The sequence below is a fragment of the Nonomuraea sp. NPDC005983 genome (genome assembly GCF_040614375.1).
GTDB lineage: Bacteria > Actinomycetota > Actinomycetes > Streptosporangiales > Streptosporangiaceae > Nonomuraea.
Genome location: NZ_JBEXUP010000132.1, coordinates 1 through 23,540 on the forward strand (window position 1 = coordinate 1; position 23,540 = coordinate 23,540).

Annotated in this window: 24 protein-coding genes and 1 pseudogene; 9 read left to right on the top strand and 16 right to left on the bottom strand. The window is 70.7% G+C overall.

Translation table 11 applies throughout. The features are described 5' to 3' along the window. Both ABZ297_RS37275 and ABZ297_RS37280 read left to right on the top strand, forming a co-directional pair. Positions 1-398 (top strand): annotated as a pseudogene (locus ABZ297_RS37275) (prephenate dehydrogenase); the annotation flags it as partial. Positions 399-456: 58 nt separating this feature from the next. Continuing rightward, positions 457-1,638 (top strand): FAD-dependent oxidoreductase, encoded by a 1,182-nt coding sequence (locus ABZ297_RS37280; RefSeq protein ID WP_355356360.1) that lies wholly within the window; start codon positions 457-459, stop codon positions 1,636-1,638. Positions 1,639-1,748: 110 nt separating this feature from the next. Here the strand turns inward: ABZ297_RS37280 and ABZ297_RS37285 are convergent, their stop codons facing one another. After that, positions 1,749-1,943 (bottom strand): DUF2795 domain-containing protein, encoded by a 195-nt coding sequence (locus ABZ297_RS37285; protein WP_350809097.1) that lies wholly within the window; start codon positions 1,941-1,943, stop codon positions 1,749-1,751. A gap of 139 nt (positions 1,944-2,082) precedes the next feature. On the opposite strand from ABZ297_RS37285, the gene ABZ297_RS37290 reads away from it, so the two are divergent. The 5 genes from ABZ297_RS37290 (at position 2,083) to aspS (ending at position 7,883) form a co-directional block, all read left to right on the top strand. After that, a complete protein-coding gene (locus ABZ297_RS37290) occupies positions 2,083-2,739 on the top strand; it encodes a TetR/AcrR family transcriptional regulator (RefSeq protein WP_355356362.1) in 657 nt (218 codons plus the stop codon). Further along, complete coding sequence (locus ABZ297_RS37295) at positions 2,736-4,112, top strand: carotenoid oxygenase family protein (RefSeq protein ID WP_355356364.1); 1,377 nt, start codon at positions 2,736-2,738, stop codon at positions 4,110-4,112. The genes ABZ297_RS37290 and ABZ297_RS37295 overlap by 4 nt, the downstream gene beginning before the upstream one ends. Before the next feature lie 146 nt (positions 4,113-4,258). After that, on the top strand, positions 4,259-4,921 hold the full coding sequence (gene cmk, locus ABZ297_RS37300) for a (d)CMP kinase (protein WP_355356399.1): 663 nt from the start codon (positions 4,259-4,261) through the stop codon (positions 4,919-4,921). Positions 4,922-4,951: 30 nt separating this feature from the next. After that, on the top strand, positions 4,952-6,352 hold the full coding sequence (gene der / locus ABZ297_RS37305) for a ribosome biogenesis GTPase Der (protein WP_355356366.1): 1,401 nt from the start codon (positions 4,952-4,954) through the stop codon (positions 6,350-6,352). 268 nt (positions 6,353-6,620) lie between these two features. Further along, positions 6,621-7,883 (top strand): aspartate--tRNA(Asn) ligase, encoded by a 1,263-nt coding sequence (gene aspS, locus ABZ297_RS37310; RefSeq protein WP_355356368.1) that lies wholly within the window; start codon positions 6,621-6,623, stop codon positions 7,881-7,883. Between the two features lie 116 nt (positions 7,884-7,999). Here aspS and ABZ297_RS37315 read toward each other — a convergent pair whose 3' ends face one another. From ABZ297_RS37315 to ABZ297_RS37385, 15 genes are all read right to left on the bottom strand, one after another. After that, positions 8,000-9,685, bottom strand: a complete 1,686-nt coding sequence (locus tag ABZ297_RS37315) for an MFS transporter (protein ID WP_355356370.1) — start codon at positions 9,683-9,685, stop codon at positions 8,000-8,002. Beyond that, positions 9,682-10,329: an LppX_LprAFG lipoprotein gene (locus ABZ297_RS37320; RefSeq protein ID WP_355356372.1), complete on the bottom strand. Its 648-nt coding sequence runs from the start codon at positions 10,327-10,329 to the stop codon at positions 9,682-9,684. Before ABZ297_RS37320 ends, ABZ297_RS37315 begins: the two co-directional genes overlap by 4 nt. 60 nt (positions 10,330-10,389) lie before the next feature. After that, a complete protein-coding gene (locus ABZ297_RS37325; protein WP_355356374.1) occupies positions 10,390-10,848 on the bottom strand; it encodes a MarR family transcriptional regulator in 459 nt (152 codons plus the stop codon). A gap of 72 nt (positions 10,849-10,920) precedes the next feature. Next, on the bottom strand, positions 10,921-11,097 hold the full coding sequence (locus ABZ297_RS37330; protein WP_355356376.1) for a hypothetical protein: 177 nt from the start codon (positions 11,095-11,097) through the stop codon (positions 10,921-10,923). 9 nt (positions 11,098-11,106) lie between these two features. Continuing rightward, positions 11,107-11,691 (bottom strand): 4'-phosphopantetheinyl transferase superfamily protein, encoded by a 585-nt coding sequence (locus ABZ297_RS37335; protein WP_355356378.1) that lies wholly within the window; start codon positions 11,689-11,691, stop codon positions 11,107-11,109. A 17-nt stretch (positions 11,692-11,708) separates the two neighbouring features. Continuing rightward, entirely contained in the window at positions 11,709-12,539 is an 831-nt protein-coding gene (locus ABZ297_RS37340) for a hypothetical protein (protein ID WP_355356380.1), read from the bottom strand. Then, positions 12,536-13,888, bottom strand: a complete 1,353-nt coding sequence (locus ABZ297_RS37345; RefSeq protein WP_355356382.1) for an MCE family protein — start codon at positions 13,886-13,888, stop codon at positions 12,536-12,538. Before ABZ297_RS37345 ends, ABZ297_RS37340 begins: the two co-directional genes overlap by 4 nt. Continuing rightward, positions 13,885-14,913 carry an MCE family protein gene (locus ABZ297_RS37350; RefSeq protein WP_355356384.1) on the bottom strand — a complete coding sequence of 343 codons (1,029 nt, stop codon included), beginning with the start codon at positions 14,911-14,913 and terminating at the stop codon, positions 13,885-13,887. The genes ABZ297_RS37345 and ABZ297_RS37350 overlap by 4 nt, the downstream gene beginning before the upstream one ends. Continuing rightward, positions 14,910-15,938, bottom strand: a complete 1,029-nt coding sequence (locus ABZ297_RS37355; RefSeq protein ID WP_355356386.1) for an MCE family protein — start codon at positions 15,936-15,938, stop codon at positions 14,910-14,912. Before ABZ297_RS37355 ends, ABZ297_RS37350 begins: the two co-directional genes overlap by 4 nt. Further along, the gene (locus ABZ297_RS37360) at positions 15,935-16,972 is read right to left on the bottom strand and encodes an MlaD family protein (RefSeq protein WP_355356388.1); all 1,038 of its coding nucleotides are present in this window, start codon (positions 16,970-16,972) and stop codon (positions 15,935-15,937) included. The genes ABZ297_RS37355 and ABZ297_RS37360 overlap by 4 nt, the downstream gene beginning before the upstream one ends. Then, positions 16,972-18,030: an MlaD family protein gene (locus tag ABZ297_RS37365; protein WP_355356390.1), complete on the bottom strand. Its 1,059-nt coding sequence runs from the start codon at positions 18,028-18,030 to the stop codon at positions 16,972-16,974. The genes ABZ297_RS37360 and ABZ297_RS37365 overlap by 1 nt, the downstream gene beginning before the upstream one ends. Before the next feature lies 1 nt (position 18,031). Continuing rightward, the gene (locus ABZ297_RS37370; RefSeq protein ID WP_355356392.1) at positions 18,032-19,051 is read right to left on the bottom strand and encodes an MlaD family protein; all 1,020 of its coding nucleotides are present in this window, start codon (positions 19,049-19,051) and stop codon (positions 18,032-18,034) included. 7 nt (positions 19,052-19,058) lie between these two features. Next, positions 19,059-19,913, bottom strand: a complete 855-nt coding sequence (locus ABZ297_RS37375) for an ABC transporter permease (RefSeq protein WP_350809080.1) — start codon at positions 19,911-19,913, stop codon at positions 19,059-19,061. Next, a complete protein-coding gene (locus ABZ297_RS37380) occupies positions 19,913-20,710 on the bottom strand; it encodes an ABC transporter permease (RefSeq protein ID WP_355356393.1) in 798 nt (265 codons plus the stop codon). Before ABZ297_RS37380 ends, ABZ297_RS37375 begins: the two co-directional genes overlap by 1 nt. Positions 20,711-20,886: 176 nt before the next feature. Beyond that, complete coding sequence (locus ABZ297_RS37385; RefSeq protein ID WP_355356394.1) at positions 20,887-22,275, bottom strand: aminopeptidase P family protein; 1,389 nt, start codon at positions 22,273-22,275, stop codon at positions 20,887-20,889. Between the two features lie 165 nt (positions 22,276-22,440). On the opposite strand from ABZ297_RS37385, the gene ABZ297_RS37390 reads away from it, so the two are divergent. Both ABZ297_RS37390 and ABZ297_RS37395 read left to right on the top strand, forming a co-directional pair. Beyond that, positions 22,441-22,869 carry a CBS domain-containing protein gene (locus ABZ297_RS37390; protein ID WP_355356395.1) on the top strand — a complete coding sequence of 143 codons (429 nt, stop codon included), beginning with the start codon at positions 22,441-22,443 and terminating at the stop codon, positions 22,867-22,869. Between the two features lie 34 nt (positions 22,870-22,903). Then, positions 22,904-23,540 (top strand): thiamine pyrophosphate-binding protein (locus ABZ297_RS37395; RefSeq protein WP_355356397.1); only part of this gene is annotated, 637 nt, incomplete at its 3' end.

Consider the following 23,540-nt stretch of genomic DNA (forward strand, 5'->3'; position numbering starts at 1 on the left):
CGGGCAACGCGACTCCGGTGGCCGAGGTGCTGGAGGCGGTCTCCCGCGACCTGGCCGAGGCCGCGACCGCGCTGCGCGCGCTGGCCGACGGCGACGGCACCGCCACCAACGAGATCACCCAGCTGCTCAAGCGCGGCGTCACCGGTCACGGGCGCATTCCCGGCAAGCACGGCGGGCCCGCTCCCGCGTACGTGGTGGTGCAGGTGGTCATCGGCGACCGTCCCGGTCAGCTCGCCCGGCTGTTCCAGGTGTGCGACGAGGTCGGGGTGAACGTCGAGGACGTCCGGCTTGAGCACGCGCCCGGCCTGCCGCTGGGCATCGCCGAGGTCTCGGTCCAGCCCGACGCCGCGGTGGTGCTGACCGAGGCGCTGCACGAGCGGGGCTGGCAGGTTCCGTAGATGTCACATCCCGGCCTTCTCGATCCGTCTTCAGGGCGGAACGAGGAGGTAGGGGAGAATGACCGACATTCTGGTACTCGGAGCCGGTTACACGGGCATCGCCGCCGCGATCAGGGCCGCCGTCCGGACCCGCCGTCACGGTGGCAGGGTGACGCTGGTCAACGCGTCCCCGCGGTTCACCGAGCGGCTCAGGCTGCACCAGACGGCGGCCGGTGAGCGGCTGGCGGACCACTCCATCGACGAGGTGATCGCCGGCACGGGCATCGAGTGCGTGCTGGGGCTCGTCACCCGGCTGGACCCCGTCCGGCGCGAGGTGACGGTCGGTGAGCGGGTGCTGGGCTACGACAAGCTGATCTACGCGCTCGGCAGCGTCACGGACATGTCGGTGCCCGGCGTGGCGGAGCACGCCTACGACTACGACGACCACGACCAGGCGGTGCGGCTGGCGTCCAGGCTGCGCGGGCTCGACAAGGGCCTCGACGAGGGGCCCGACAAGGCGCGCGACAAGGGGACCGTCGTGGTCGCGGGTGGCGGCCTCACCGGCGTCGAGTCGGCCGCCGAACTGGCGGAGGCGCACCCCGGGCTGCGTGTCGTCCTCCTGACCAGAGGGCGGCCCGGCGCCATGATGGGTGCCAAGGCCCGCGCGCACCTCGACAGGGCGCTGCGCAGGCTCGGCGTCGAGGTCCGCGACGGCGCGGTCGTCACCAAGGTGCTGCCCGACGCGGTCGAGCTGGCCGGAGGCGAGCGGATCCCCTCTGACGCCACGCTCTGGACCGCGGGCACCCGGGGCCTGCCCCTGCCCGAGCAGGCGGGGCTCACCGTGGACAGCCGCGGACGCGTCGTGGTGGACTCGGCGCTCCGCTCGGTGTCGCATCCGGACGTCTACGCGGTGGGCGACGCGGCGGCGGTCAGCCAGCCGTTCGGCGTCATGCACGGCACCTGCCAGGGCGGCGTCCCGACCGGACTGCACGCTGCCGACGCCCTCGCCGCCGAACTGCGCGGCAGGACCCCCAGAGCGTTCCGTTTCGGGTACGTGCACCAGCCCGTGAGCCTGGGACGCCGCGACGCCGTCATCCAGTTCACCCACCCCGACGACACCCCGCGCAGGTGGTACCTGGCCGGGCGGTGGGCGGTCCGCTACAAGGAGACGGTGAGCAGCAGCCCGATGCCCAGCTACCGGCTGCTCAAGCGCGGTCTGGTGCCCGTCGCGCTGTTCCGCCTGTCGGCAGCGTTCAAGTGACGCGTTCAAGTGACGCGCTCAAGTGAGCAGGGGCCGCCGGCATGGACGGGGCCGGCCGGATCGCACACCCCACGTGGACCCGGCCGGCCTCGTACTCTCTGCGATCGGCCTCAGTGCCGGCTGAGCGCCTGGCTTACGGCGCTCGGACCGTCGTACTCACGGTCGGGAATGGCCTGGAGCGCCTGCAGCATCTCCTGGTCCGCTCCCTTCGCGCGTGCAGCCCTCACCAGGTCCTCCCGCTTGGCCGGGTAGTCGACGCCGGAGAGGTGCTTCTGAAGCTCGATCGGATTCACTTTCTTTTTCATGTGACTAAAAGTGCCCAGTAAGTGACGATATGTAACGAAGCGAACGCAAAGAGTAGTTGGTGTGCGAAGGGTTGACGATCGCCCCAGTCAGGGATAGAAACGCGGTAACAGCGTTACCGAGCAGAAACGGCGTTACCGGATGACCGTGTACCAGCAGGCTCAGCAGGAGGGGCAGGACGTCGTACGGGCGGCGATCCTCGACGCCGCCACCCATCTGCTCGTCACCGAGGGGCCCGTGGCGCTGACCGTCCGGCGCATCTCCGCCGAGGTCGGATGCTCCACGAAGGTCATCTACACGCTCTTCGGCGGCAAGGACAGCCTCACGGAGGCGCTCTGGCTGGAGGGCTTCGCCAGGGTCGAGCGCAGGCTGCTGGACCTGCCGGAGGACCGCGACTCCCTGGCCAGGCTGCGCACCGGCCTCCAGGTCTACCGCGCCTACGCCCTTTCCGAGTCCGACTACTACCGGGTCATGTTCCAGGGGGCCATCGCCGGGTTCTCGCCCAGCCCGGACGCGCTGGAGACCGCCAAGCGGTCGTTCCTCATCCTGGTCGAGGGCGTGGCCCGCTGCCTGGAGGAGGGGCGGCTGCGCGGCGGCACGGCGGAGGAGATCGCCGACGTGCTGTGGATGGCGATGCACGGCGCCGTGAGCCTGGAGATCTCCGGCTACTTCGACGAGCCCATGTCCTCGCAGCGCTACCGGCTGCTCTGCGACTCGGTCCTCACGCCGTTCCTGCCTCCCGATGACCTGCCTTCCGATGATCGGCCCGACGACAAGCTCGACGAGAGGAGCGCATGATGACCACTCCCTTCAAAGGCGGATTCACCCCGGTCGCCGAAGAGATCACCGCCTTCGACCTGGACGTCACCGGCCGCATCCCGGCCGAGCTCGACGGCCGCTACCTGCGCAGCGGGCCGAACCCGCTCAGCCTCGACGATCCCGGCGCCGCCCACCTGTTCCTCGGCGAGGGGATGGTGCACGGGGTGCGGCTGCGCGACGGCCGGGCCGAGTGGTACCGCAACCGGTGGGTACGCAGCGCCCACGTCGCCGAGCGGCTGCGCGAGGAGCCGCGGCCGGGGCCGGTCCACGAGGGCATCGACTTCGCCGCCAACACGCACGTCATCGGGCTCGCGGGGCGCACCTTCGCGACGGTCGAGGCCGGGGCGCGTCCGTACGAGCTGGACTACGAGCTCGGCACCATCGGCCCGTGCGACTTCGACGGCGGGCTGACCGGGGGCTTCGCCGCGCACACCCACCTCGACCCCGCCACCGGCGAGCTGCACGCGATGGCCTACTACTTCGGCTGGGACCACCACCAGCACATCGTCATCGACCCCATGGGCACGGTGATCTCCACCAGGGACATCCCGATCGCCGACGCCCCGATGCTGCACGACTTCGCGCTGACCGAGCGCTATGTGGTGATCTACGACCTGCCGGTGACGTTCAGCATGGCCCACATGGAGAAGGGGACGCCCCTGCCGTACGCGTGGAACGACGCGCACGGCGCGCGGCTGGGGCTGATGTCCCGCGCCACGGGCGAGGTGCGGTGGATGGACGTCGAGCCGTGCTGGGTCTTCCACACCCTCAACGCCTTCGACGACGGCGACCAGGTGGTGGTGGACGTGGTCCGTTACCCGAAGCGGTTCGTCGACGCCCGGCTCTGCCAGGGCGGCGCGCCCACACTCGACCGCTGGCGGATCGACCCGGCATCCGGCACGGTCGCCGCGACCAGGCTCGACGACCGCCCGCAGGAGTTCCCCCGGATGGACGAGCGGCTCATCGGGCGGCCGTACCGCTACGGGTACACCGCCGTCGCCCACGACCTCGTGGACGTGCTCTACCCGGCCGACACCGAGCTGGAGGACCTGCCCGACGACGCCTTCGACAACACGCTGATCAAGCATGACCTGGAGCGGGGAGTCCAGGAGTCTCGCCGGTTCGGGCGGGGCGCGTACGTGGGCGAGCCGGTGTTCGTGGGCGCGGGCGGCGCGGGGGAGGACCGGGCCGAGGACGACGGGTACGTGATGGCGTTCGTGAACGACCCGGTCAGGGGCGCCGCCGACCTGGTGATCCTCTCGGCCCAGGACTTCACGGGGGAGCCGGTCGCCACCGTCCACCTGCCCGCCAGGGTGCCGCTGGGCTTCCACGGGAGCTGGATCGCCGGCTGAGCCGTCCTCGCGCGTCCGCTGTGAACGGCAGGGGAGGGCGGTGCGCGCGTGACGGTCGTCCATGGCGGCCTTCCCGAGGCGGTAGCCTCTTCAGGTTGGGTCAAGAACGTGAAGAGGGAGAGGCCGTGGCCGGTCTGGTCGTCGCCATGGACGGCCCTTCGGGGTCGGGCAAGTCGAGCGCGTCGCGCGGGGTCGCCCGGGCGCTCGGGCTGCGTTACCTTGACACCGGTGCGATGTACCGGGCGATGACCTGGTGGATGCTCCAGCAGGGCGTCGATCTGGCCGACTCCGAGGCGATCGCGGCGCGTGCCGGCGAGCCGGAGATCACGTCGGGCACCGACCCCGACGCCCCGAGCATCCACGTCGACGGCGTCGACGTGGCGGGGCCGATCAGAGAGGTCGAGGTCACCGGCGCGGTCTCCGTCGTCGCCGCGGTGCCCGAGGTGCGTTCCAGGCTCGTCGCGCTCCAGCGGAAGATCATCGGCGCGGGCGACATCGTGGTCGAAGGCCGCGACATCGCCTCGGTGGTCGCCCCCGAGGCCACCGTCAAGGTCTACCTGACGGCCAGCGCCGAGGCGCGGGCCCAGCGCCGCTCCGCGGAGCTGGCGGGCAGCACGGTCGAGGCGCAGCAGGCCGCCATGGCCAGGCGCGACACTCTCGACTCCACACGCAAGACGGACCCACTCTCGGTGGCGGCTGGCGCCATCGAGCTCGACACCACCGCGCTGAACCTGGAAGAGGTCATCGCCGAGGTGCTGAGTCTGGTCGCGGAGCGAAACGGCCGCGACCCTTCATACGAGCGCGCCTGAGGGTGCGGTACTCACTAAGGACGAACAATCGTGTCGACTGGGGATTGGGTCGAGGCTGAGCTCGACGATCTCGAAATTTCCGAAGAGCACGGCGACAGCGGTCCGCTGCCCGTCGTAGCCATCGTCGGGCGGCCGAACGTGGGCAAGTCCACGCTGGTCAACCGCATCATCGGCCGCCGCGAGGCGGTCGTCGAGGATGTGCCCGGCGTCACCCGCGACCGCGTCACCTACGACGCCAACTGGCGGGGCCGCCGCTTCACCGTCGTCGACACCGGCGGCTGGGATCCTGACGCCACCGGCATGAACCTGCGCATCGCCGAGCAGGCCCAGGTCGCCGTCGAACTGGCCGACGTCATCGTGTTCGTCGTCGACGCCACCGTGGGCGCGACCGACTCCGACGAGATCGTCGGCTCGGTGCTGCGCCAGTCGGGTAAGCCGGTCATCCTGGCCGCCAACAAGGTCGACAACCAGCAGCTGGAGCTGGAGGCCGCCGCGCTCTGGTCGCTCGGCCTGGGCGAGCCGTACCCTGTCTCGGCCCTGCACGGCCGCTCCAGCGGCGACCTGCTGGACGTCATGCTCGACGCGCTGCCCGAAACCCCGCGCGAGAAGTTCGAGACCGAGCGCGGCCCGTACCGGGTGGCGCTGCTCGGCAAGCCCAACGTCGGCAAGTCCTCGCTGCTCAACAAGCTGGCGGGCGAGGAGCGGGTGCTGGTCGACCCGATGGCCGGAACCACCCGCGACCCGGTCGACGAGCTGATCGAGCTGGGCGGGCGCACCTGGCGCTTCATCGACACGGCCGGCATCCGGCGGCGCGACCGCGAGCTGCAGGGCGCCGACTTCTACGCCGCCATGCGCACCAGGTCCGCGCTGGAGCGCGCCGAGGTGGCGATCGTGCTGATCGACGCGAGCGAGGTGCTCACCGAGCAGGATCTGCGGATCATCAGCCTGGTGATCGAGTCGGGCCGGGCGATGGTGGTCGCGTTCAACAAGTGGGATCTCGTCGACGAGGACCGCCGCTACTACCTGGAGAAGGAGATCGACCGGCAGCTCGTCCGCACCCCCTGGGCGCTGCGCGTCAACATCTCCGCCAAGACCGGCCGTCACCTCGACCGGCTGGTTCCCGCGCTGGAGAAGGCGCTCGACTCGTGGTCCACCCGGGTGCCGACGTCCAGGCTGAACGCGTTCCTGACCGAGCTCGTGCAGCAGACCCCGCCGCCGGTGCGCGGCGGCAAGCAGCCGAAGATCCTCTTCGCCACCCAGGCGTCGGTCGAGCCGCCCAAGTTCGTGCTGTTCACCTCGGGCTGGCTGGAGGAGACCTACCGCCGGTTCATCGAACGCCGCATTCGCGAGGAGTTCGGCTTCGCCGGGTCGCCGATCGACGTCACCATGAAGATCCGCGAGAAGCGCAAGGGCAACCAGGCGAAGAAGTAGATGCGGTAACATTCACGGCAATACGTTGACGGAGACGAGTAGCCAGGGTCCGGCGCGGGCTCAGAGAGCCGCCGGCAGCTGTGAAGGCGGCCCCGTGCCCCCCTGGCGAAGACACTCCTGAGTGCGGGGAGGAAATGCCCCGCCGGTCGGCCCCCGTCATAGGGTCGTCGAGGCCGCCTCGGTGAGGCGGCGAAAGTGCGGTGGCACCGGGAGTTCCCTTCTCCCCCGCACTCCCAAGGGGTCATGCAATTCCTCAAGAGGAGCTGTGATGATCTCTCGTATCCTGTCGGCGGAGCTCGCTGAGCACGCCGGCCAACGAGTGACGATCGCCGGTTGGGTCCATCGCCGCCGGCTGCTGAAATCCGTGTCCTTCCTCGTCGTCAGAGACCGTTCCGGGCTGGCGCAGGTCGTCAGCCACGGCGACCTGCCCGCCGAGGAGAGCGTCGTGCGGGTCACCGGCACCGTGACGGCCAACCCGCAGGCGCCGGGCGGCGCCGAGCTGACCTCGCCGGAGGTCGAAGTCCTGGCGGAGCCCGTCCAGGGGCCGCCGTTCGAGCTGTACCGGCCGACGGTGCCGGCGGCGCTGCCCACGATCCTCGACCACGCGCCGGTCACGCTGCGCCACCCGCTGCTGAGGGCGCCACTGGAGATCGCCGCGGCCAGCGTGGCGGGGTTCAGGCAGGCGCTCGACCGGCTCGGGTTCACCGAGATCCACACGCCGAAGATCGTCGCATCGGCCACCGAGTCGGGCGCGAACGTCTTCGGCATCGACTACTTCGGCCGTCCCGCCTACCTCGCCCAGTCGCCGCAGTTCTACAAGCAGGCGATGGTCGGGGTGCTCGAGCGGGTCTACGAGGTGGGGCCCGTCTTCCGCGCCGAGCCGCACGACACCGCCCGTCACCTGGCGCAGTACACGAGCCTGGACGCCGAACTGGGCTTCGTCCGCGACCACCGGGACGTGATGGCCGTGCTGCGCGAGGCCGTGTCCGGGATGCTGGAGTCGGTGCGGCAGCAGGCCGCGCCGGCCGTAGCCGCCCTGGGCGTCGCGCTGCCGGACGTGCCCGCGGAGATCCCCGCCATCCACTTCACCGAAGCGCAGCGGCTCACCGGCGAGGAGGAGCCCGACCTGTCTCCGGCCCAGGAACGCCGGCTGTCGGAGTGGGCGGTGCGGGAGCACGGCTCGGAGTTCCTGTTCGTCACCGGGTACCCGATGGCCAAACGTCCCTTCTACACCCATCCGGACCCGTCCAGGCCCGCGTACTCCAACGGGTTCGACCTGCTGTTCAGGGGTTTGGAGCTGGTGACGGGCGGGCAGCGGCTGCACCGCCACCAGGACTACCTGGACGCGCTGGCCGCCAGGGGAGAGCCTTCGGAGCCGTACGAGGGGTATCTGCAGGCGTTCGCGTACGGGATGCCGCCGCACGGCGGGTTCGCCATCGGGCTGGAACGCTGGACCGCTCGGCTGACGGGCGCGGCCAACGTCCGCCAGGCCACCCTCTTCCCGCGTGACCTGCACCGCCTCACGCCCTGACACCCTCGGCCGTGTCACCCGCCGGCCCGCCTGACCGGGCGGGCCGGCGGGTCAGGGCGCGGGCTCGGTACGGCGATGCTTCCCACTGACGGAGGCCGGGAATGGGCGGCGTCGAGCTAGCGCTTGCTGAAGCTCTGCGGTGTGGGCCCGGCCGACTCGGCGCGTCCGGGCACGAAGATCGCCACGGCGGCGGCGAGCACGCAGATGACCGCCGTGACCAGGAACATCTCGGTGTACTCGACATGCAGCGCGGCCCGCACCCGCGCCGTGTACTCCGCCAGCCGCCTGGCATAGGTCACCGCGTCCACGCCGACCGGCAGCGGGGTGTCCAGGTGGGCCGTCAGTGACTGGAAGCGGTGGAAGCCCCACGCCGACACCCCCGCGATGCCGATCAGCATGCCCATCATCCGGGCCACCACGACCGCGGCCGAGGCCACGCCGTGCTGCGCGGCCGGGGTCACCCGCAGCACCGCCGCCGAGACCGGCGCGATCACCAGGCCCAGGCCCAGCCCGGCGACCACCAGGTCGACGTCCACCTGGAGACCGGCGCTCGCCAGGTCCAGCGGCCAGCGGCTCATCAGCGCGTACCCGGCGGCGGCGACCAGCAGGCCCGCCACCGCCAGCACGCGGTCGCCGAGCCGGCGAGCCAGCAAGCCGCCGAGCACCGCGCCGACCGGCAGCGCGAGCAGGAACCTCCCCAGCAGCAGGGACGCCTCCAGCGCGTCCATGTCGAGCAGCGTCTGCGCGGTGAACTGGACGAACACCATGGTCACCAGGAGCGCCGCACCTGTCAGGAAGCTCACCGCCAGCGTCGCGAGCAGCGGCCCCTTGCGCGTCGCCGACAGGTCGAGCAGCCGGACCGGGCTGCGCACCTCCCACCAGACGAACCCGGCCCCTGCCAAGACCCCCGCGCCGATCATCGGCCAACCCCAGGGCGGCAGGACGGCCCTGGCGGGCTCAGGGTTGTAAACGCCGACCACCAGCAAAGCCAGCGCCAGCGCCAGCAGCGCACCACCGACGCCGTCTACCCCGCCAGCCGCTTGGCCCGTCGGCGCCGAGGGCCCCTCACTCCAGCCGCCTTCCGACTCGCTCTCTTCGAGGCCGCAGTCGCCGGGCGTCTGGGAGGAAGTGAGGGGTGGAGGCGCCGCGCCGGAGACGAGAGGTGCCGGGGGCGGTGGGGTGGAGGCGTCGGGGAGTGGTGAAGGGCGGGGTGGGGGGACGGTGTGGTGGACGGCGAGAGCGGCGAGCCCCGCCAGCGGGACGTTGATCCAGAAGATGGCGTGCCAGCCGCCCACCTCCACCCCCAGCACCGACAGGCCCGGCGTCAACGCCAGCAGCCCGCCGTACAGCGGCCCGAGAGCGCTGCCCAGCTCCTGGGCGGCCCCCACCGCTCCCAGCGCCAGCGGACGCTCGCGCACGTCCCACAGGTCGCCGATGAGGGCCATCGTGATCGGCAGCAGCGCGCCCCCCGCGACGCCCTGGAGCGTCCGCCCGCCCACCACCATGAGCTCCGAGGCCGCCAGCGCCGTCAGGACCGAGCCGAGCGCGAACGCCCCCAGGCAGGCGTGGATCAGCGGACGCCTGCCGTACCGGTCGGACAGCTGCCCGAGCAGCGGCATCGCGGCGACGTACCCCAGCAGGAAGCCCGTCACCACGGGAGTGACCCGTTCCAGCCGGTTCAGCGCGATGTCCAGGTCCTCGGCGATGTCGATCAGGACGGTCACGACCACGTACGCGTCGAGCGCGGCGAGCAGCACCACCGCCCCGCCGACGCCGAGCGCGACCCGGCGGGCGCGCCTCATCCGGCGGGGGGCGGCGTGACCGTGACGGGCGCGTCGTAGTCGCGCAGGGCCACCGTGACGGTGCCGTCCTGCAACGGCAGGCTGACCTTGGTGAGCCTGCTGGACGCCTTGTCGACCCAGACCGTGGCGTTGACGCCCTGTGTGACGCCGGGCACCAGCGTGCCGAGCACCTGCCCGGAGAAGGTCGTGGCGACCCGGTACGCGCCGTCCTCCTCCGCCTCGACGCGCGGGTCGCCGGCCGTGGCGAGGAGGTGCGCGAGGCCCTTACCGGGGTCGAGGATCAGCGACGGGTCGTAGAGCTGCGCCAAGTCCTTCCTGGTCATCTTCTGGAAGCCGCCCGTCGGCCCCTTGAAGTGGACGGTGTCGCCGACCAGCGCGAACGTGATCTCCTGCAGGCCGATTCCCAGGTCGATGGTGATCGTGCCGTCGGCGTCGCCCGCGGCGGTCAGCCTGCCGTCGGCCTTCTTCACCGGCACCTTGGGCTTGCCGTCGGTGGAGATGGAGAACGCGGCGGTCTTCACCGCCTTCATCGCCTCGGCCGACTTCTTCATCAGGTCGGGCCCGGCGGGCAGCTCGCCCCCGCCGCCTGACGAGCAGGCTGACACCAGCGCGAAAACGAGGAGCAGCAGCAGCTTTCGGAGCATGCGGGGATGGTAGCGAGCCGCCAGGAACGATCGTGAGCCGTCGCAGGTATCGGTTGGGTGTCAGCGCAGCTTCTTCAGCTGCTCGACGATCGGCTCGAAGGCGGTCTGGAGCGCTTCCAGTTGGTCGTCGGTGAGCTGGTCGACGAAGTGCTCGCGGACGCTTGCGACATGGTAGGGCGCCACCCGCTCGATGGTCTCCCAGCCTTCGCCGGTGAGGACGGCGAAGGTGCCGCGCCGGTCGTCGCGGCAGTCTTCCCGGGTGACCAGGCCCTTGGCCTCCATGCGGGAGATCTGGTGCGACAGCCTGCTGCGCGACTGGATGGTCGCGTCGGCCAGGTCGCTCATCCGCATCCGGCGTTCCGGGCTCTCGGAGAGGTTGACCAGGATCTCGTAGTCGTTCAGCGACAGCCCGTGCTCCTGCAGCTCGCGGTCGAGGCGGTGCATGAGGAGCCTGTGCAGGGCGAGATGGGTTCGCCAGGAACGCTGCTCAGCGGGAGAAAGCCAGCGAGGCGCGCTCATGATCTCCAATCTAGCGCACGTAGAGTGACCCTGCGGCCCGGACCTTCTCGCCCCACGCGGGCCCCGCAGCGTCTAGCTGAACGCCATGACGATCGCCAACCCGACGAAGTGGATGACCACGACACCCACGATCAGCGAGACGAACACGAACTTGGCCGGGCCATGTTCGAAGGTCTTGCCTTCTTCAAGAGGCTTGCGCGCGGCCACGCGCTCGGCGATGCGCTCCTCGAGGGGCTTGCGATAGAACATGCCTACAGGCTATCCGGGAACAGGCACCCTGGCGGCTGGGGCATCGGTGATAACGGCAACTACAATATCCGGCTCGACGCTCCACTCCAGCAGGTGAGAGCGCGTCCAGTCATGGTCGGCGGCCATCGCGTCGATGGTCAGCTCGCCGCGCTTGATCAGCGCCTCCTTCCGCGTCCAGAGCCTGATCAGGTCGTCGTTGCCGGTGACCGTGGCACGCTCGCGGGGGGTGAGCGCCACCGCGGCGAGTGCCTCGTCCAGCGGGCCGGGCGGCACACGTTCCGCGTCCACGCCGACGCGGCCGGGGCCCGCCGCCGCGCAGACGTAGCCGCGCGTGTGGCTGAGGCTGACGCTCACCTGCGGGAATCCGTCAAGGTACGGCCTGCCGTGACCAGGGCCGTGCACGTCGCAGTGCTGTAACAACGTCAGCCCGGACGGTTCCGCGCCGAGGAAGGCGGCGGCGCAGAGCCGCACCAGCAGGTGGGCCGCGACGAACGACTGCCGGTCGGCCTCGTGCCCGAAGCGGGCGGCGCGCTCGCGCTCGACGGCCGTCAGCCAGCCGATCGGGGCGTTGATCTCGTCGGGCCTGCCGCCCATGGCAACCGGGTGAATGGTCAGTCCTGTTTCTCGCCGTCGAGCTTGTACTGGTCTTCCTTGGCCGCACCGAGGACGGTCACGTCATTGATCTTCCAGACGCCCTGCTGCTTCACCAGCGTGATCTTAAGGTGGGAGTCCTTCACGGAGCGAATCGCCTGGGCGGTGTTGACCTGCTGGTCCACCACGACGATGGCGTGGGCCAGGGCGTCGTCCACGTCCGACAGGTAGACCTCGCGGACCGTGGCGTGCGAGACGGCCTTGAGCTTGACGATGACCTGGGCCATCGCGCCGCCGAACGCCTCGTCGTAGGTGGCCAGGAAGTCGCCCGTGGCCTGCGAGATCACGGTCGAGCGGGTGGCCTGCAGGTTCTGGTAGTCGTAGCTGAGCAGGGCCTGGCCGAACGAGCTCGCCGCACCCGAGACCTCCACGCGCAGGGCCCGCTCGGCCTCCAACCTGGCCAGCGCGTCCCGGGCCTGGGAGGCCGACATCGACTGCAGGACGGCCGTCGCCGCCAGCGCGGCCGCCACCATCGCCGCCAGCGCTCCCAGGACGCGGGCCCGCGTGAACCCGGCCCGCCTCCCGGCGGCGGCCCGCTCAGCCTCGCCCGCCACGGTGGCAGTCTCGCCCGCCACGGTGGCAGTCTCGCCCGCCACGGTGGCTGTCTCGCCCGCTGCGGTGGCAGTCGCGTCCTGCGTGGCGGGTCGCGTCGCAGGCTCGGGCGTGTCCTGGTCGGCGGGGGGTGACGCGGGCTCGGCCGCGTCCCGCGCGAGGGGCCGCTCCTCGAGCTTGGGCGCCGGTTCCGGCTGCTCCGCCGTGGTCTCCTCGGTGAGGTCCTGCTTGGTCGTCATGGGTTCTCCTCACGGCGGCGGGCGGCCCGGCCCGCCGCGATCCAGCCCGCGATGCCACCACCGGCCACGACGGCGAGGAAGATCGCCACGATCAGCGGCGTGGTGCTCAGGGGGGTACGGGACGCGGTCGCGGTGGCGGCCACGCCGGTGGGGGAGGGCGAGGCGGCGTCGGGCTTCGACGCGGACCTCACGGGGGTGGAGGTCGGCCTGCCCGCGGCGTCCGCGCGGCCCCGATCGGGGACGCCCGTGTCGTGCGGGGTGTCGTCCGGGGCGTCGGACGGGTCGTCGGTGGCGGCGGGGGCGTGCTTGGGGCAGGCGCGCAGGCACGGCACCGTGGGCGGCCCGACCGGTCCCGCGTACTCCTCGGCCGGTTTCGGCCCGCCCGGGACGCTGAAGATGAACGCCGCCTTGCCGTACACCGTGTCGCCCCGCCTGTCGCTGATGTCGTCCGCCAGGCTCAGCGCGGTCGGGACGATGCTCAGCAGGTGGTGCACGTTCCGCTCGGTCTCCGGTGAGAAGACCGGTTTGTGCGGAAGCCCGGCGGCGGTCAGCAGGCAGGAGAAGCCCGGCCTGGACCGCTTGATGGCCTGGTCGAGCTGTGCGAACACGCCCGGCCCCTGGTCGAGGAGGGCGTTCAGGTCGGCGCGCGACTCCCGGAGCGTGCCGGTCACCGTGCTGAGGTCGGTGATGCCGGAGGCCAGTTTGTCCTTCCTGCCCGCCAGCGTGTGGGTGAGCCGGGTGAGCTGCACCGACAGGTCGTCCAGCAGTTGCGCGTTGTCGGCCAGTGTGCCGGTCAGGTCGTGGGCGTCGTCGATGATGCCCCTGATGGACGACGCCCGGCCCTCCAGTGCCACCGCCAGCTCGTGCGTGATCGTCTTGGCGTCCTTGGGCGGCACCGCGTTGAGCAGCTTGCCGACCCCCTCGAACAGCTTCTTGTAGTCCAGCGGGACACTGGTCCTGGACAGCGGGATCACCTGGCCGGGCGCGAGCGACGGGCCGTTCACGCCGGTCGCGGGCGGCGACAGCTCCACGTACGGCTCGCCGATCGCGGACTTGCGGCGCACCTCCGCGGTGACGCCGCCGGGCAGCCTGATCTCCTTGTCGATGTCCAGGCCGACCACGATCTTGCCGGTCGCCAGCCGCACGTCCCCGATCTTGCCGACGCGGACACCCAGGTAGGCGACGTCGAAGCCGCGGATCAGGCCGGGGGAGGAGACGAACTCGGCCGAGACCCGGTAGGGCTTGGTGATCGCGTCCAGCTTGATGATCGTGCTGAACGCCCAGACCGTCATCACGACGCCCAGCGCCACGAAGAAGCCGAGGTTCAGGTAGATGCGGCGGTTCCTCATCGCGGCGGCTCCCAGAGCAGGCGGAAGTCCTCCAGGCGGTTGGGCAGCGGGCCGACCTTGAGATCGTCCGGGAGGATCCCCTTGCTCTTCTTGGGCAGCAGCAGGCCCTTCAGCCACAGGTAGATCAGCACCTGGCCGTTGACCGTGATCGGCGGCGCGTCGATGAACGCCTGGATCTTGGCGACCAGCGCCTTGAGGTCCTCCTTGCCGCGCACCATCGACGTGCTGATCGCGTCCAGCTCGCGCAGCAGGGTGCGCAGCCGGGCGGCGTGACGCGGGTAGACCGTGAGGTTGGCCTCCTTGGCCAGGTTCGTCAGCGCGACGATGGCCTTCTTGACGTGCCCGCGGCCGTGCGCGAGCCGCGCGGTCGCCGCCTCCAGGGTGCCGGGCAGCCTGTCGAGCTGGTCGCTGCCCTTGGCGAGCTGGTCGCCCAGTTTGGCCAGGGCGTCGATGCTGGTCGCCATGTCCTGGCGGGCCGCCGCGTAGGCGTCGGTGACCTCGGCGGTCTGCCTGATCAGCCTGTTGAGGTCGTCGCCCTTGCCCGCGACCGCGGTGGAGGCCGCGTCGAGGAGGGAGTTGACGTCCTGCGCGCCGAGCGCCTCGATCAGCGGGCCCGCCTTCGCGGTGACCTGCTCGATGTCCGGTTCCACGGACGTCTCCGTGATCGTGGCGCCGCTCTTCAGGTACGGGCCCGTCGACAGGTCCTTGCCGGGCGGCGGGGTCAGCTCGACGTAGTTCTCGCCGAGCACCGACGTCTTGGCCACGGTGGCCGTGCTGCCCACGGGCACCGGGTGGCCGTCCTCGATCGACATGGTGACCCTGGCCTGGTAGCCCTGCAGCCGGATGTCGGTGACCGTGCCGACGCGCACGTCGGCGATCTGCACGCTGTGCCCGGCGACCAGGCTCTGCACGTCGTCGAAGGTGGCGTTGAGAGTCAGGTCGCCGGTGGTGGAGCCGAGCGTCTGGAGCGAGCAGGACGCCGTGATGCCCAGCGCCAGCAGCCCTGACAGGACGCGCGCCCTCATCGCGTCTTCTTCCGCTGGAAGGGGCAGTTGCTGAGCCCGGCGGGCAGGCACGGCACCGAGCCCAGGTTCAGCGAGTCGAACAGCGGCGTCAGCCAGGCCCTGGTCGTCGCGTTGAGCACCACGCGGATCTTCAGCACGTGCTGCTCCCTGTCCCAGGAGTCGATCAGGACGTCGGCGAAGTCGGCCGCGCCCTTGACCGCCTGCGCCATCGACGCGCTGTTGGCCCTGACCGTGAGCACCAGCTCGGCCAGCGTGCTGGTCGCCTGGGGCAGCCGTTCCGAGTACGCCTCGATGATCACGTCACCGCGCCGGACGAAGTCCGCCATGCCCGAGACGAACCCGCGCAACCGCCTGCGCTCCTCGGCCAGGATGGCGCTGGCCTCGGCGAAGGCGTCGATGGCGCCCGTCACCTGGCCCTCCCGCCTGTTCAGGCTGGTGGCCAGCTTGTTCAGGCCCTTGGCCAGGTCGATGAGCTGCTGGTCCTGCTTGGTCAGCGTGTCGGTGAGCCTGGCCGTGTCGGCCAGCGCGTTGTTGATGGTCCTGCCGCGTCCTCTGACACTGTCGGCCAGGTTGCCCGCCACCTTGCCCAGCTTCTTGTCGTCGAGCGCCTCGGTCAGCTTGGTGAACGCGTCGAGGGCGTCGTCGATCTCGACCGGCAGGTCGGTCCGCTCGAGCGGGATCGTCGCGCCCGGCGCGATCCGCTGGTCGCCGGGCTTCCACGGTGGGTAGAGCACCACGTTCCGCTCGCCGAGTGTGTTCTGCGGGGCGACGACGGCCTTGACGCCGGCGGGCAGCGGCACCTCGCGGTCGACCGACAGCTCGACCCGTACCCGGTCGCCCTCGATCCGGATCCGCTCGACGTAGCCGGCGTCCAGCCCCATCACCTTCACCCGCGCCTGCTCGTACAGCGAGGGCGCCTTGCTGAAGATCGCGGTGAGCCGGTACGGCTCGGCGCCGAGCAGCGTGCACCCGCCGCTCGCCACCAGCAGCGTTCCGGCCAGGAGGACCGCGAGCAGTCGTCTCATCGGTCCTTCTTCCTGTCCTTCGCGGTGTCCCTGGAAAGGGCGGCCAGCACTTCTGGGTCGATCGGCCCGAGACCCGTGGCGATGGCCTCCAGCCACGGGCCCTGGCCGCCCATCGTGGACATCCCGGAGAACGTCGGGCCCGCCCAGGCCAGCAGCGAGTTGAGCTGCTTGTTGCCGTCGCTGAGCCTGGTGGTGATCGCGCTGTTGTCGTCGAGCACCCGCACCAGCGACTTCTCGTGCTCGTTGATCAGCCGAGTGGTGCTCTGCACCAGGTCGCTGCCGTCGCCCAGCAGGGTGCGCAGCTCGTTGCGGCGGCCGCGCAGCTCGTTCAGCATGACCTCGATGGCGTCGATGAGCCTGCCGAGCTGCTTGTCCTTCCGCTCCAGCACCTTCATGATCCGGGAGCCGTTGTCGAGGAGTCTCTGCAGGTCGGGCTCGCTCTTGCTGATGGTGTCGGACAGGTCGCCGATGTTCTTCAGCAGCCTGGTGATGCGTCCCCGCTTGGTGGTGTCGATCTTGCTCAGCTCGTTCAGCAGGTTGTCCGCCTGCTTGGTGTCCAGCCGCTGGACGAGCTTGGTGGCGTCCTTGAGCGCGTCGTTGATCAGCGTGGGCACGCCGGTCCGCTCGACCGGGATGCGCCGCTGGCTCTCGGGCAGCTGGTCCACGTACGGGGCCGAGACGGGCCCGGTCAGCTTGACGTACCGCCCGCCGAGCAGGTTCGACAGCGTGATGTCGGCCCTGGTGGAGCGGCCGAGCCGGACGTCGCTGTCGACCTTCCAGGTCACCACCACCTCGCCCCGGCCGTAGTCGGCCCGCACCTCGGTCACCTTGCCGACCCGCACCCCGGCGACGCGCACGTCGTTGCCCGTCCGCAGCCCGCCCGAGTCGACGAACGTGCCGGACATGTAGTAGCCGCCCTCCAGCAGCCCCAGATTGCCGACCAGGAACGTCGCCACCAGGACGGTCGCCAGCACGGCCAGCGACACCAGGCCGACGGCGATCTTGTTGCGGTCGCGGAAGGACTTCGCCGCCATCACTCACCCACCATGAGCTTGCGCAGGTCCTTCGAGCTCTGGATCCGCGTGCTGCCGCGCAGCGGCGGCGGCGTCTTCATCGGGTACGGGCACGGCGCGGCGCTCAGCGCGACGCACGGCACCGCGGTGACGAAGTAGTGGCCGCGGTCGACGCCGGAGTAGGCGCGGGCGAACAGCGGCTGGAAGGTGCCGAACGTTCTGTCGATCTCGCCGACGTGCCGCCTGATGCCGCCCGTCAGGCTCGACAGGTGGTCCACCAGCGTGCCCAGCTCGTCGGCGTTCTTCCCGATGACCTCGTTGGACGTGTGCACGGTGGTCGTCAGCTCGACGAGCGCGTCGTCGACGAGCTTGCGGTTGTCGGCGAACGCCTCGGAGAGCACGACCAGGTTGTCGACCAGCTGCTCGATCTGCTTGTCGCGCTGGGCCACCACCCCGGTGACCGTGGCGTAGTCCTTCAGCAGTTGCTGGATCGTCTGCTTGCGCTCGTTGAGCGTGCCGGTGATGTCGTTGACGTTGTCGAGCAACCTGGGGATGTTCTTGTCGTTGCCCTTGAGCGCCTTGGCCGCGGCGGTGAGCAGCTGGTTGATCTGGTCGGGGTCGAGGCTGCGGGTCAGCGGGCCGATGTCGCTCACCAGTTCGCCGATGTCCACCACCGAGGAGGTGCGGGCGATGCGGGCGCCAGGAGCCAGCCTGCCGGACGCGGTGCCGGGGGTCAGGTAGACCACCCGCTGGCCGACGGCGTTGCGCCAGCGGACGGCCGCCTCGGTGTCCTCGGGGACCCTGACCGCGTCCTGCACCTGCATCGTCACCTCGGCCCTGCCGTTCACCACCTTGATGGAGTCGACCTGGCCCACCGGCGCGCCGGCGATCTTGACCTGGTCGCCCTCGTTGAGGCCGGACACGTCGTCGAAGGTGGCCGTGAGCAGGTAGCCGCCACCCGTGCTGACCCTGGCGATCTGGATCGTGATGACCACGATGAGCGTCACCGTCGCCCCGACGAACAGGACGAAACGCAGGAGTGTCCAGCGGCGGGCGGCGCGCTGCCTGGAGATGGCCACGTCAGCGCCTCCCGTCCGTGGGGCCGCAGGCTCCGACGACCAGCTCGCAGACGTCGGTCGCGACGAACGCCTCCACCTGCAGCTGCCTGGTGCCGCCGGGGCCCGGCGCCTCGATCAGCTGGTTGAGCAGGTCCACCAGCTTGTTCAGCCCGCGCACGCCGTCGCCGGCCAGGCCGAGCTGCGCGTAGATGAGCGCCGCCACCCGCTCGCCCGAGTGGACGCCCGCTCGCAGGTCCTGCCGGTGCTTGCGCAGGCCGTGCGCGCCCAGGGCGGCGATGGAGGTGACCTCCTGGAGCAGCGCCCTGACCTTGTCGGCCCGCTTGAGCAGGTCGGGGGTGATGACGTTGACGTCCGAGGCGATCGACACCAGCTCGTCGCCCTTGTCGGACAGCGCGGTGGACAGCGCGGCGCCGTCGCGGAGGAACTGCCTGGCGCGCTCCCGCTGCCTGTGGGCGACCCCGATCACGGTGCCGGAGTCGTCGATGAGCTCGCGTAACGCGGGCCCCTCGCCGTCGAGCCCCCTGGCCAGGGTGTGCACGATGGTGGAGACTTCCTGCGGGTCGACCGCGTCCAGGCCCCGGTAGGCGGCGCCGAGCGTGTCGGACAGGTCGAGCGGGTCCTGCGTGTCGGTGATGACGGCGCCGGCGGTCAGGTAGGGGCCGGCGCTCTCGCCCGAGCCGAGCTTGAGGTTGATGTACTTGGGGCCGAACACCGACGCGGGCTCGACCGCCGCCACCGTGCTCTGCGGCACCTTGACGCCGGGCTGCAGGTGCATGGTCACCACGGCGTGGCCCTTGCCGTCGAGCGACACGCCGGTCACGTCGCCCACCGTGATGCCGCGGATCTTGACGGGCGAGTTGGTGTCCAGCCCCTGCCCGGCGTGGCCGAAGACGGCGTCGATCCGCGTCCCGCTGATCTCGGTGGCCGAGCGCACCACGAAGAACGTCGCCGCGACGAGCACCACGATCACGGCGAGCGCGATGCCCAGCCGGACCGGCAGCGAGAGCTCTGTGCGTCCCATCGCTCACCTACCCCGTCAGCTTCACGCTGCCGCCGCCACCCCAGAACAGGTACGACAGCAGCAGGTTGAGCAGGACGATCGTGACGATCGACTGGCGGATCGCGCGGCCCGCGGCCACCCCGACGCCCACCGGCCCGCCGGTGGCGTAGAAGCCGTGGTAGCAGTGGATCACGATGACGGTGAAGGCGAAGACGCCCACCTTGGCGACGCTGTAGACGATGTCGCTGACCGGCAGGTACAGGTAGAAGTAGTAGTCGTAGACGCCCGGCGCCAGGCCGAACAGCACCGTGCTCATCAGCCGGGTGGCGAAGAAGCTGGCGAACAGCGCGATCAGGTAGATCGGCATCAGCGCCAGCAGCGCGGCCACCACGCGGGTGCAGATCAGGTAGGTGAAGGCGTTGATGCCCATCACCTCCAGCGCGTCGATCTCCTCCGAGATCCGCATCGCGCCGAGCTCCGCCGTGAACGACGAGCCGACCTGCGCCGCCAGTGCGGTCGCCGCGATGATCGGAGTGATCTCCCGGACGTTCGCGAAGCTGCCCACCAGGCCCATGAACGACTCGGCGCCGATCGCCTGCAACCCCTGGTAGCCCTGCAGCCCCACGGTCGCGCCCACGACGAACGCCATGGTGAAGACCACGAAGACCATGCCGCCGCCGATGACGGTCGCGCCGACGCCCACCACGACGTCGCTGACCTGGCGGACGACGACCTTGACGTACTTCAGCCGGAGGATGACGTCGCGGACGGAGTAGAAGACCACCTTCCACACGAACAGCGGCCAGTCGGCGAGCCGGGCGAACCGCTCGGCCCACTCGCGGCCGCCGCTGGCGAGCCTGAGCCCGGCCGTGCGCGCCACCATCACAGCGCCCTCGGCGGGTAGGCGAGGAAGTACACCGCGGAGATCACGTAGTTGAACGCGAAGACCAGCATGAACGTGACGACGGTGGCCTGGTTGACCGCGCGTCCGACGCCGACCGGGCTGGTGGCGCAGGTCATGCCCTTGTAGCAGGCGACGGCGGCGGCGATGAACCCGAAGATCCACGCCTTGAACAGGGTGACGTACAGGTCGGAGCCGACGACCAGCGAGAGCGCCCCGTCGAAGTACGCCCCCGGGGTCACGTCCTGCACGACCACGTTGAAGAAGTAGCCGCCGCCGGCCCCGGCCAGGATGACCAGCGGGCACAGGCAGACCGCGACCGTGCTGGCGGCCCACATGCGCGGCGTGACCAGGCGGTGGATGGGGTTGATCGACATCACCTCCATCGCGCTCAGCTCGTCGCGGATGTGCCGGGCGCCGATGTCGGACGTCATCGCGCTGCCCCCGGCCCCGGCGATCAGCAGCGCGCTGGCCAGCGGCGCCACCTCGCGGATCAGCCCGACGAACACCGCGCTGCCGGTGGCGGACGCCGCGCCGAGCTGCCAGGCCAGCTCGCCCACCTGCAGCGCGACGGTCGCGCCCAGCGGCAGCGACACCAGCAGCACGGGAACGCTGGTGACCCGCGCGAGGAACCAGCACTGTTCGACGAACTCCCACCACCAGTGCCGGATGTCCCAGCTGCGGCGCAGACCCTCCAGGACGATGACGAACAGGTCACCCACCTGGCCCAGTACGGACCCGGCCTTGCGGCCGACGAATCCGGACAGGGCCATCAGCATTCCGCCCGCGTGAGTGCTGCCGTCATGACCACCTCGCGTTGCCGGCCGACTACGGACCAGTCACCTTACTGACGGGTTGTCCAGTAAGTCGACGCTTCCCGAGGAATTTGAGGAAAAGGTATGAGACCCAGGTCACATGTTGTCAGGCAACTACGAAACGTGACAGCGCTGTGACACTAGAGGGCGGCCATCCAGCTCTCGACCTCGTCCGGGTGGCGGGGGAGAGCGCCGGACATCAGGCGGGCGCCGTCGGCCGTGATCTCCAGGTCGTCCTCGATGCGGACGCCCAGGCCGCGGAACTCCTCCGGCAGCGTGAGGTCGTCGGGCTGCAGGTACAGGCCGGGCTCGACGGTCAGTACCATGCCCTCCTCCAGCACGCCGTCGAGGTAGACCTCGGCCCGGGACCTGGCGCAGTCGTGCACGTCCAGGCCGAGCATGTGGCCGCTGCTGCAGAGCGTGTAGCGGCGGTACAGGCCCGACTCCAGCAGCGCGTCGGGGGAGTCCTTCAGCAGGCCCCACGCGTTCAGGCCCTCGCAGATCACCCGCATCGCCGCAAGGTGGAAGTCGCGGAAGCGGGCACCGGGCCTGAGCGTGGCGATCGCGGCCGTCTGCGCCTCGTACACCAGCTCGTACACCTGCCGCTGCACCGGGGAGAAGCGGCCCGACAGCGGGAGCGTGCGGGTGACGTCGGCGGTGTAGAGGGTGTCCGTCTCGACGCCCGCGTCGAGCAGCAGCATGTCGTCGGGGCGCAGCGCGCCGTCGTTGCGGATCCAGTGCAGGACGCACGCGTGCGCGCCCGAGGCGACGATGCTGTCGTAGCCGACCGCGTTGCCCTCCAGCCTGGAACGCAGCCCGAACACGCCCTCCAGGTAGCGCTCGCCGCGCGGGTGGCCGAGCGCCTGCGGCAGCGCGCGCACCACGTCCTCGAAGCCGCGGGCGGTCGCGTCCACGGCCGACTGCAGCTGGCCGACCTCCCACTCGTCCTTGAGCAGCCGCATCTCCGACAGGAAGCCCTCGAACTCGACGTCACCGACGCTCGGCGGCAGCATCGCGTCGACCGAGGGGTCCGCGCCGCGCAGCACCCTGGCGGGCCCCGTCAGGTCGAACCGGTCGATGTGGGCGCACTCCACCTGGTACAGCTCGGCCGCCTCGGCCAGGTCCGGCCTGCGGCCCACCCAGAACTCGCCGTAGCGCCTGTCACGGTAGAACTCCTGGCCCTCCGAGCGCGGCGAGCGCGGCCTGACGTACAGGGTGGCCTCGCCTGACGGCTCGATGACCAGCACGTCGCCGGGCTCGGCCGCGCCGGTGAGGTAGGAGTAGGCGCTGTGCGGCCTGAACCGGTAGTCGGAGTCGTTGCTGCGGACCTTGAGCGTGCCGGACGGCACGACGAGCCGCTCGCCGGGGAACCGGGCCGCCAGCGCGGCACGGCGCTTGGCCGCCCACGGCGCGATCGGCAGCGCCGCCACGTCGGTGCGCCGGGTGTCGGCCCAGCCCGTCCGCATGAAGTCGGCCAGCTGCCCGGTGATGGGCAGGTCGTGGCTTCCGGTGTTCAGCTGTTCGCTCATGGGCGTCCTCAAGATGATATTTCACATGGTATGGAATGCAGCTTATGTGACGACTAGCCAGCTGACCACGCCGTTGCTTGCCCGAAACCAGAGGAGGGGAGGGGCTTAACCCGACCGCCTTCGGGGGAATGACCCAAGCTAAAACCGAAGGCTGAGGTGGTGCAGATGCTCATCGGGACAATCCTGCGCAACAAAGGCAGCAACGTGACGACCGTGCCCCCAGAGGCGTCCGTGCGTGAACTGCTCGCCAAGCTCGCGGAGGACAACATCGGCGCCGTCGTCGTCTCCACCGACGGGGCCACCATCACCGGCATCGTGTCGGAGCGTGACGTCGTCCGCCGCCTCCACGACCGCGGCGCGGCCATCCTCGACCGGCCGGTGTCCGAGATCATGACCTCCGACGTGCGCACCGTGGGCCCGGGCGACAACGTGGAAGAGCTGCGCAAGACCATGACCACGCAGCGGTTCCGGCACATGCCGGTGGTCCAGGACGGCAGGCTGGTCGGCATCGTCAGCATCGGCGACGTCGTCAAGAGCGCCATCGAGGAGCTGGAGACCGAGAAGGCGTCGCTGGTCGACTACCTCCACCGGTGACAGGCCGGCTGCGCGTGCTGGCGCTGGTCGAACGGTGATCGTCGCGGAGGCCGTCGGACGCGTCCTCGCCTCGCTCGGCGTGGAGGTCGCCTTCGGCGTGGTGGGGAGCGGCAACTTCCACCTCACCAACGCGCTGGTGGCGCACGGCGCCCGGTTCGTCGCCGCGCGGCACGAGGGCGGCGCCGCCACCATGGCCGACGCGTACGCCAGGATGAGCGGCAAGGTGGGCGTGCTCTCCGTTCACCAGGGGCCCGGCCTCACCAACGCGATGACGGGCATCGCCGAGGCCGCCAAGAGCCGCACCCCGCTGATCGTGCTCGCCGGCGAGGCGACGGACGTCCGCTCCAACTTCCACATCGACCAGGACGCGATGGCGCGGGCGGTGGGAGCCGTGCCGATGCGGGCCGCCTCCGCCCACACGGCGGTCGAGACCGCTGTGGCCGCCTTCCGCGCCGCCTGGCACGACCGGCGGACCGTGCTGCTGAACCTGCCGCTCGACGTGCAGGTCGGCATCGTGCCCTGGCGCGGCCTGGTGGGGGAGTTCCTCGACCAGATCACCTCCGCCGCGCGGGCCGCCGCCTCCACGGCGCTGCCGTCGTCGAGGCCGCCCGCGCCCGAGCAGGTGGCCGAACTGGCGCGTCTGCTCGCCGGGTCGCGGCGGCCGGTGTTCG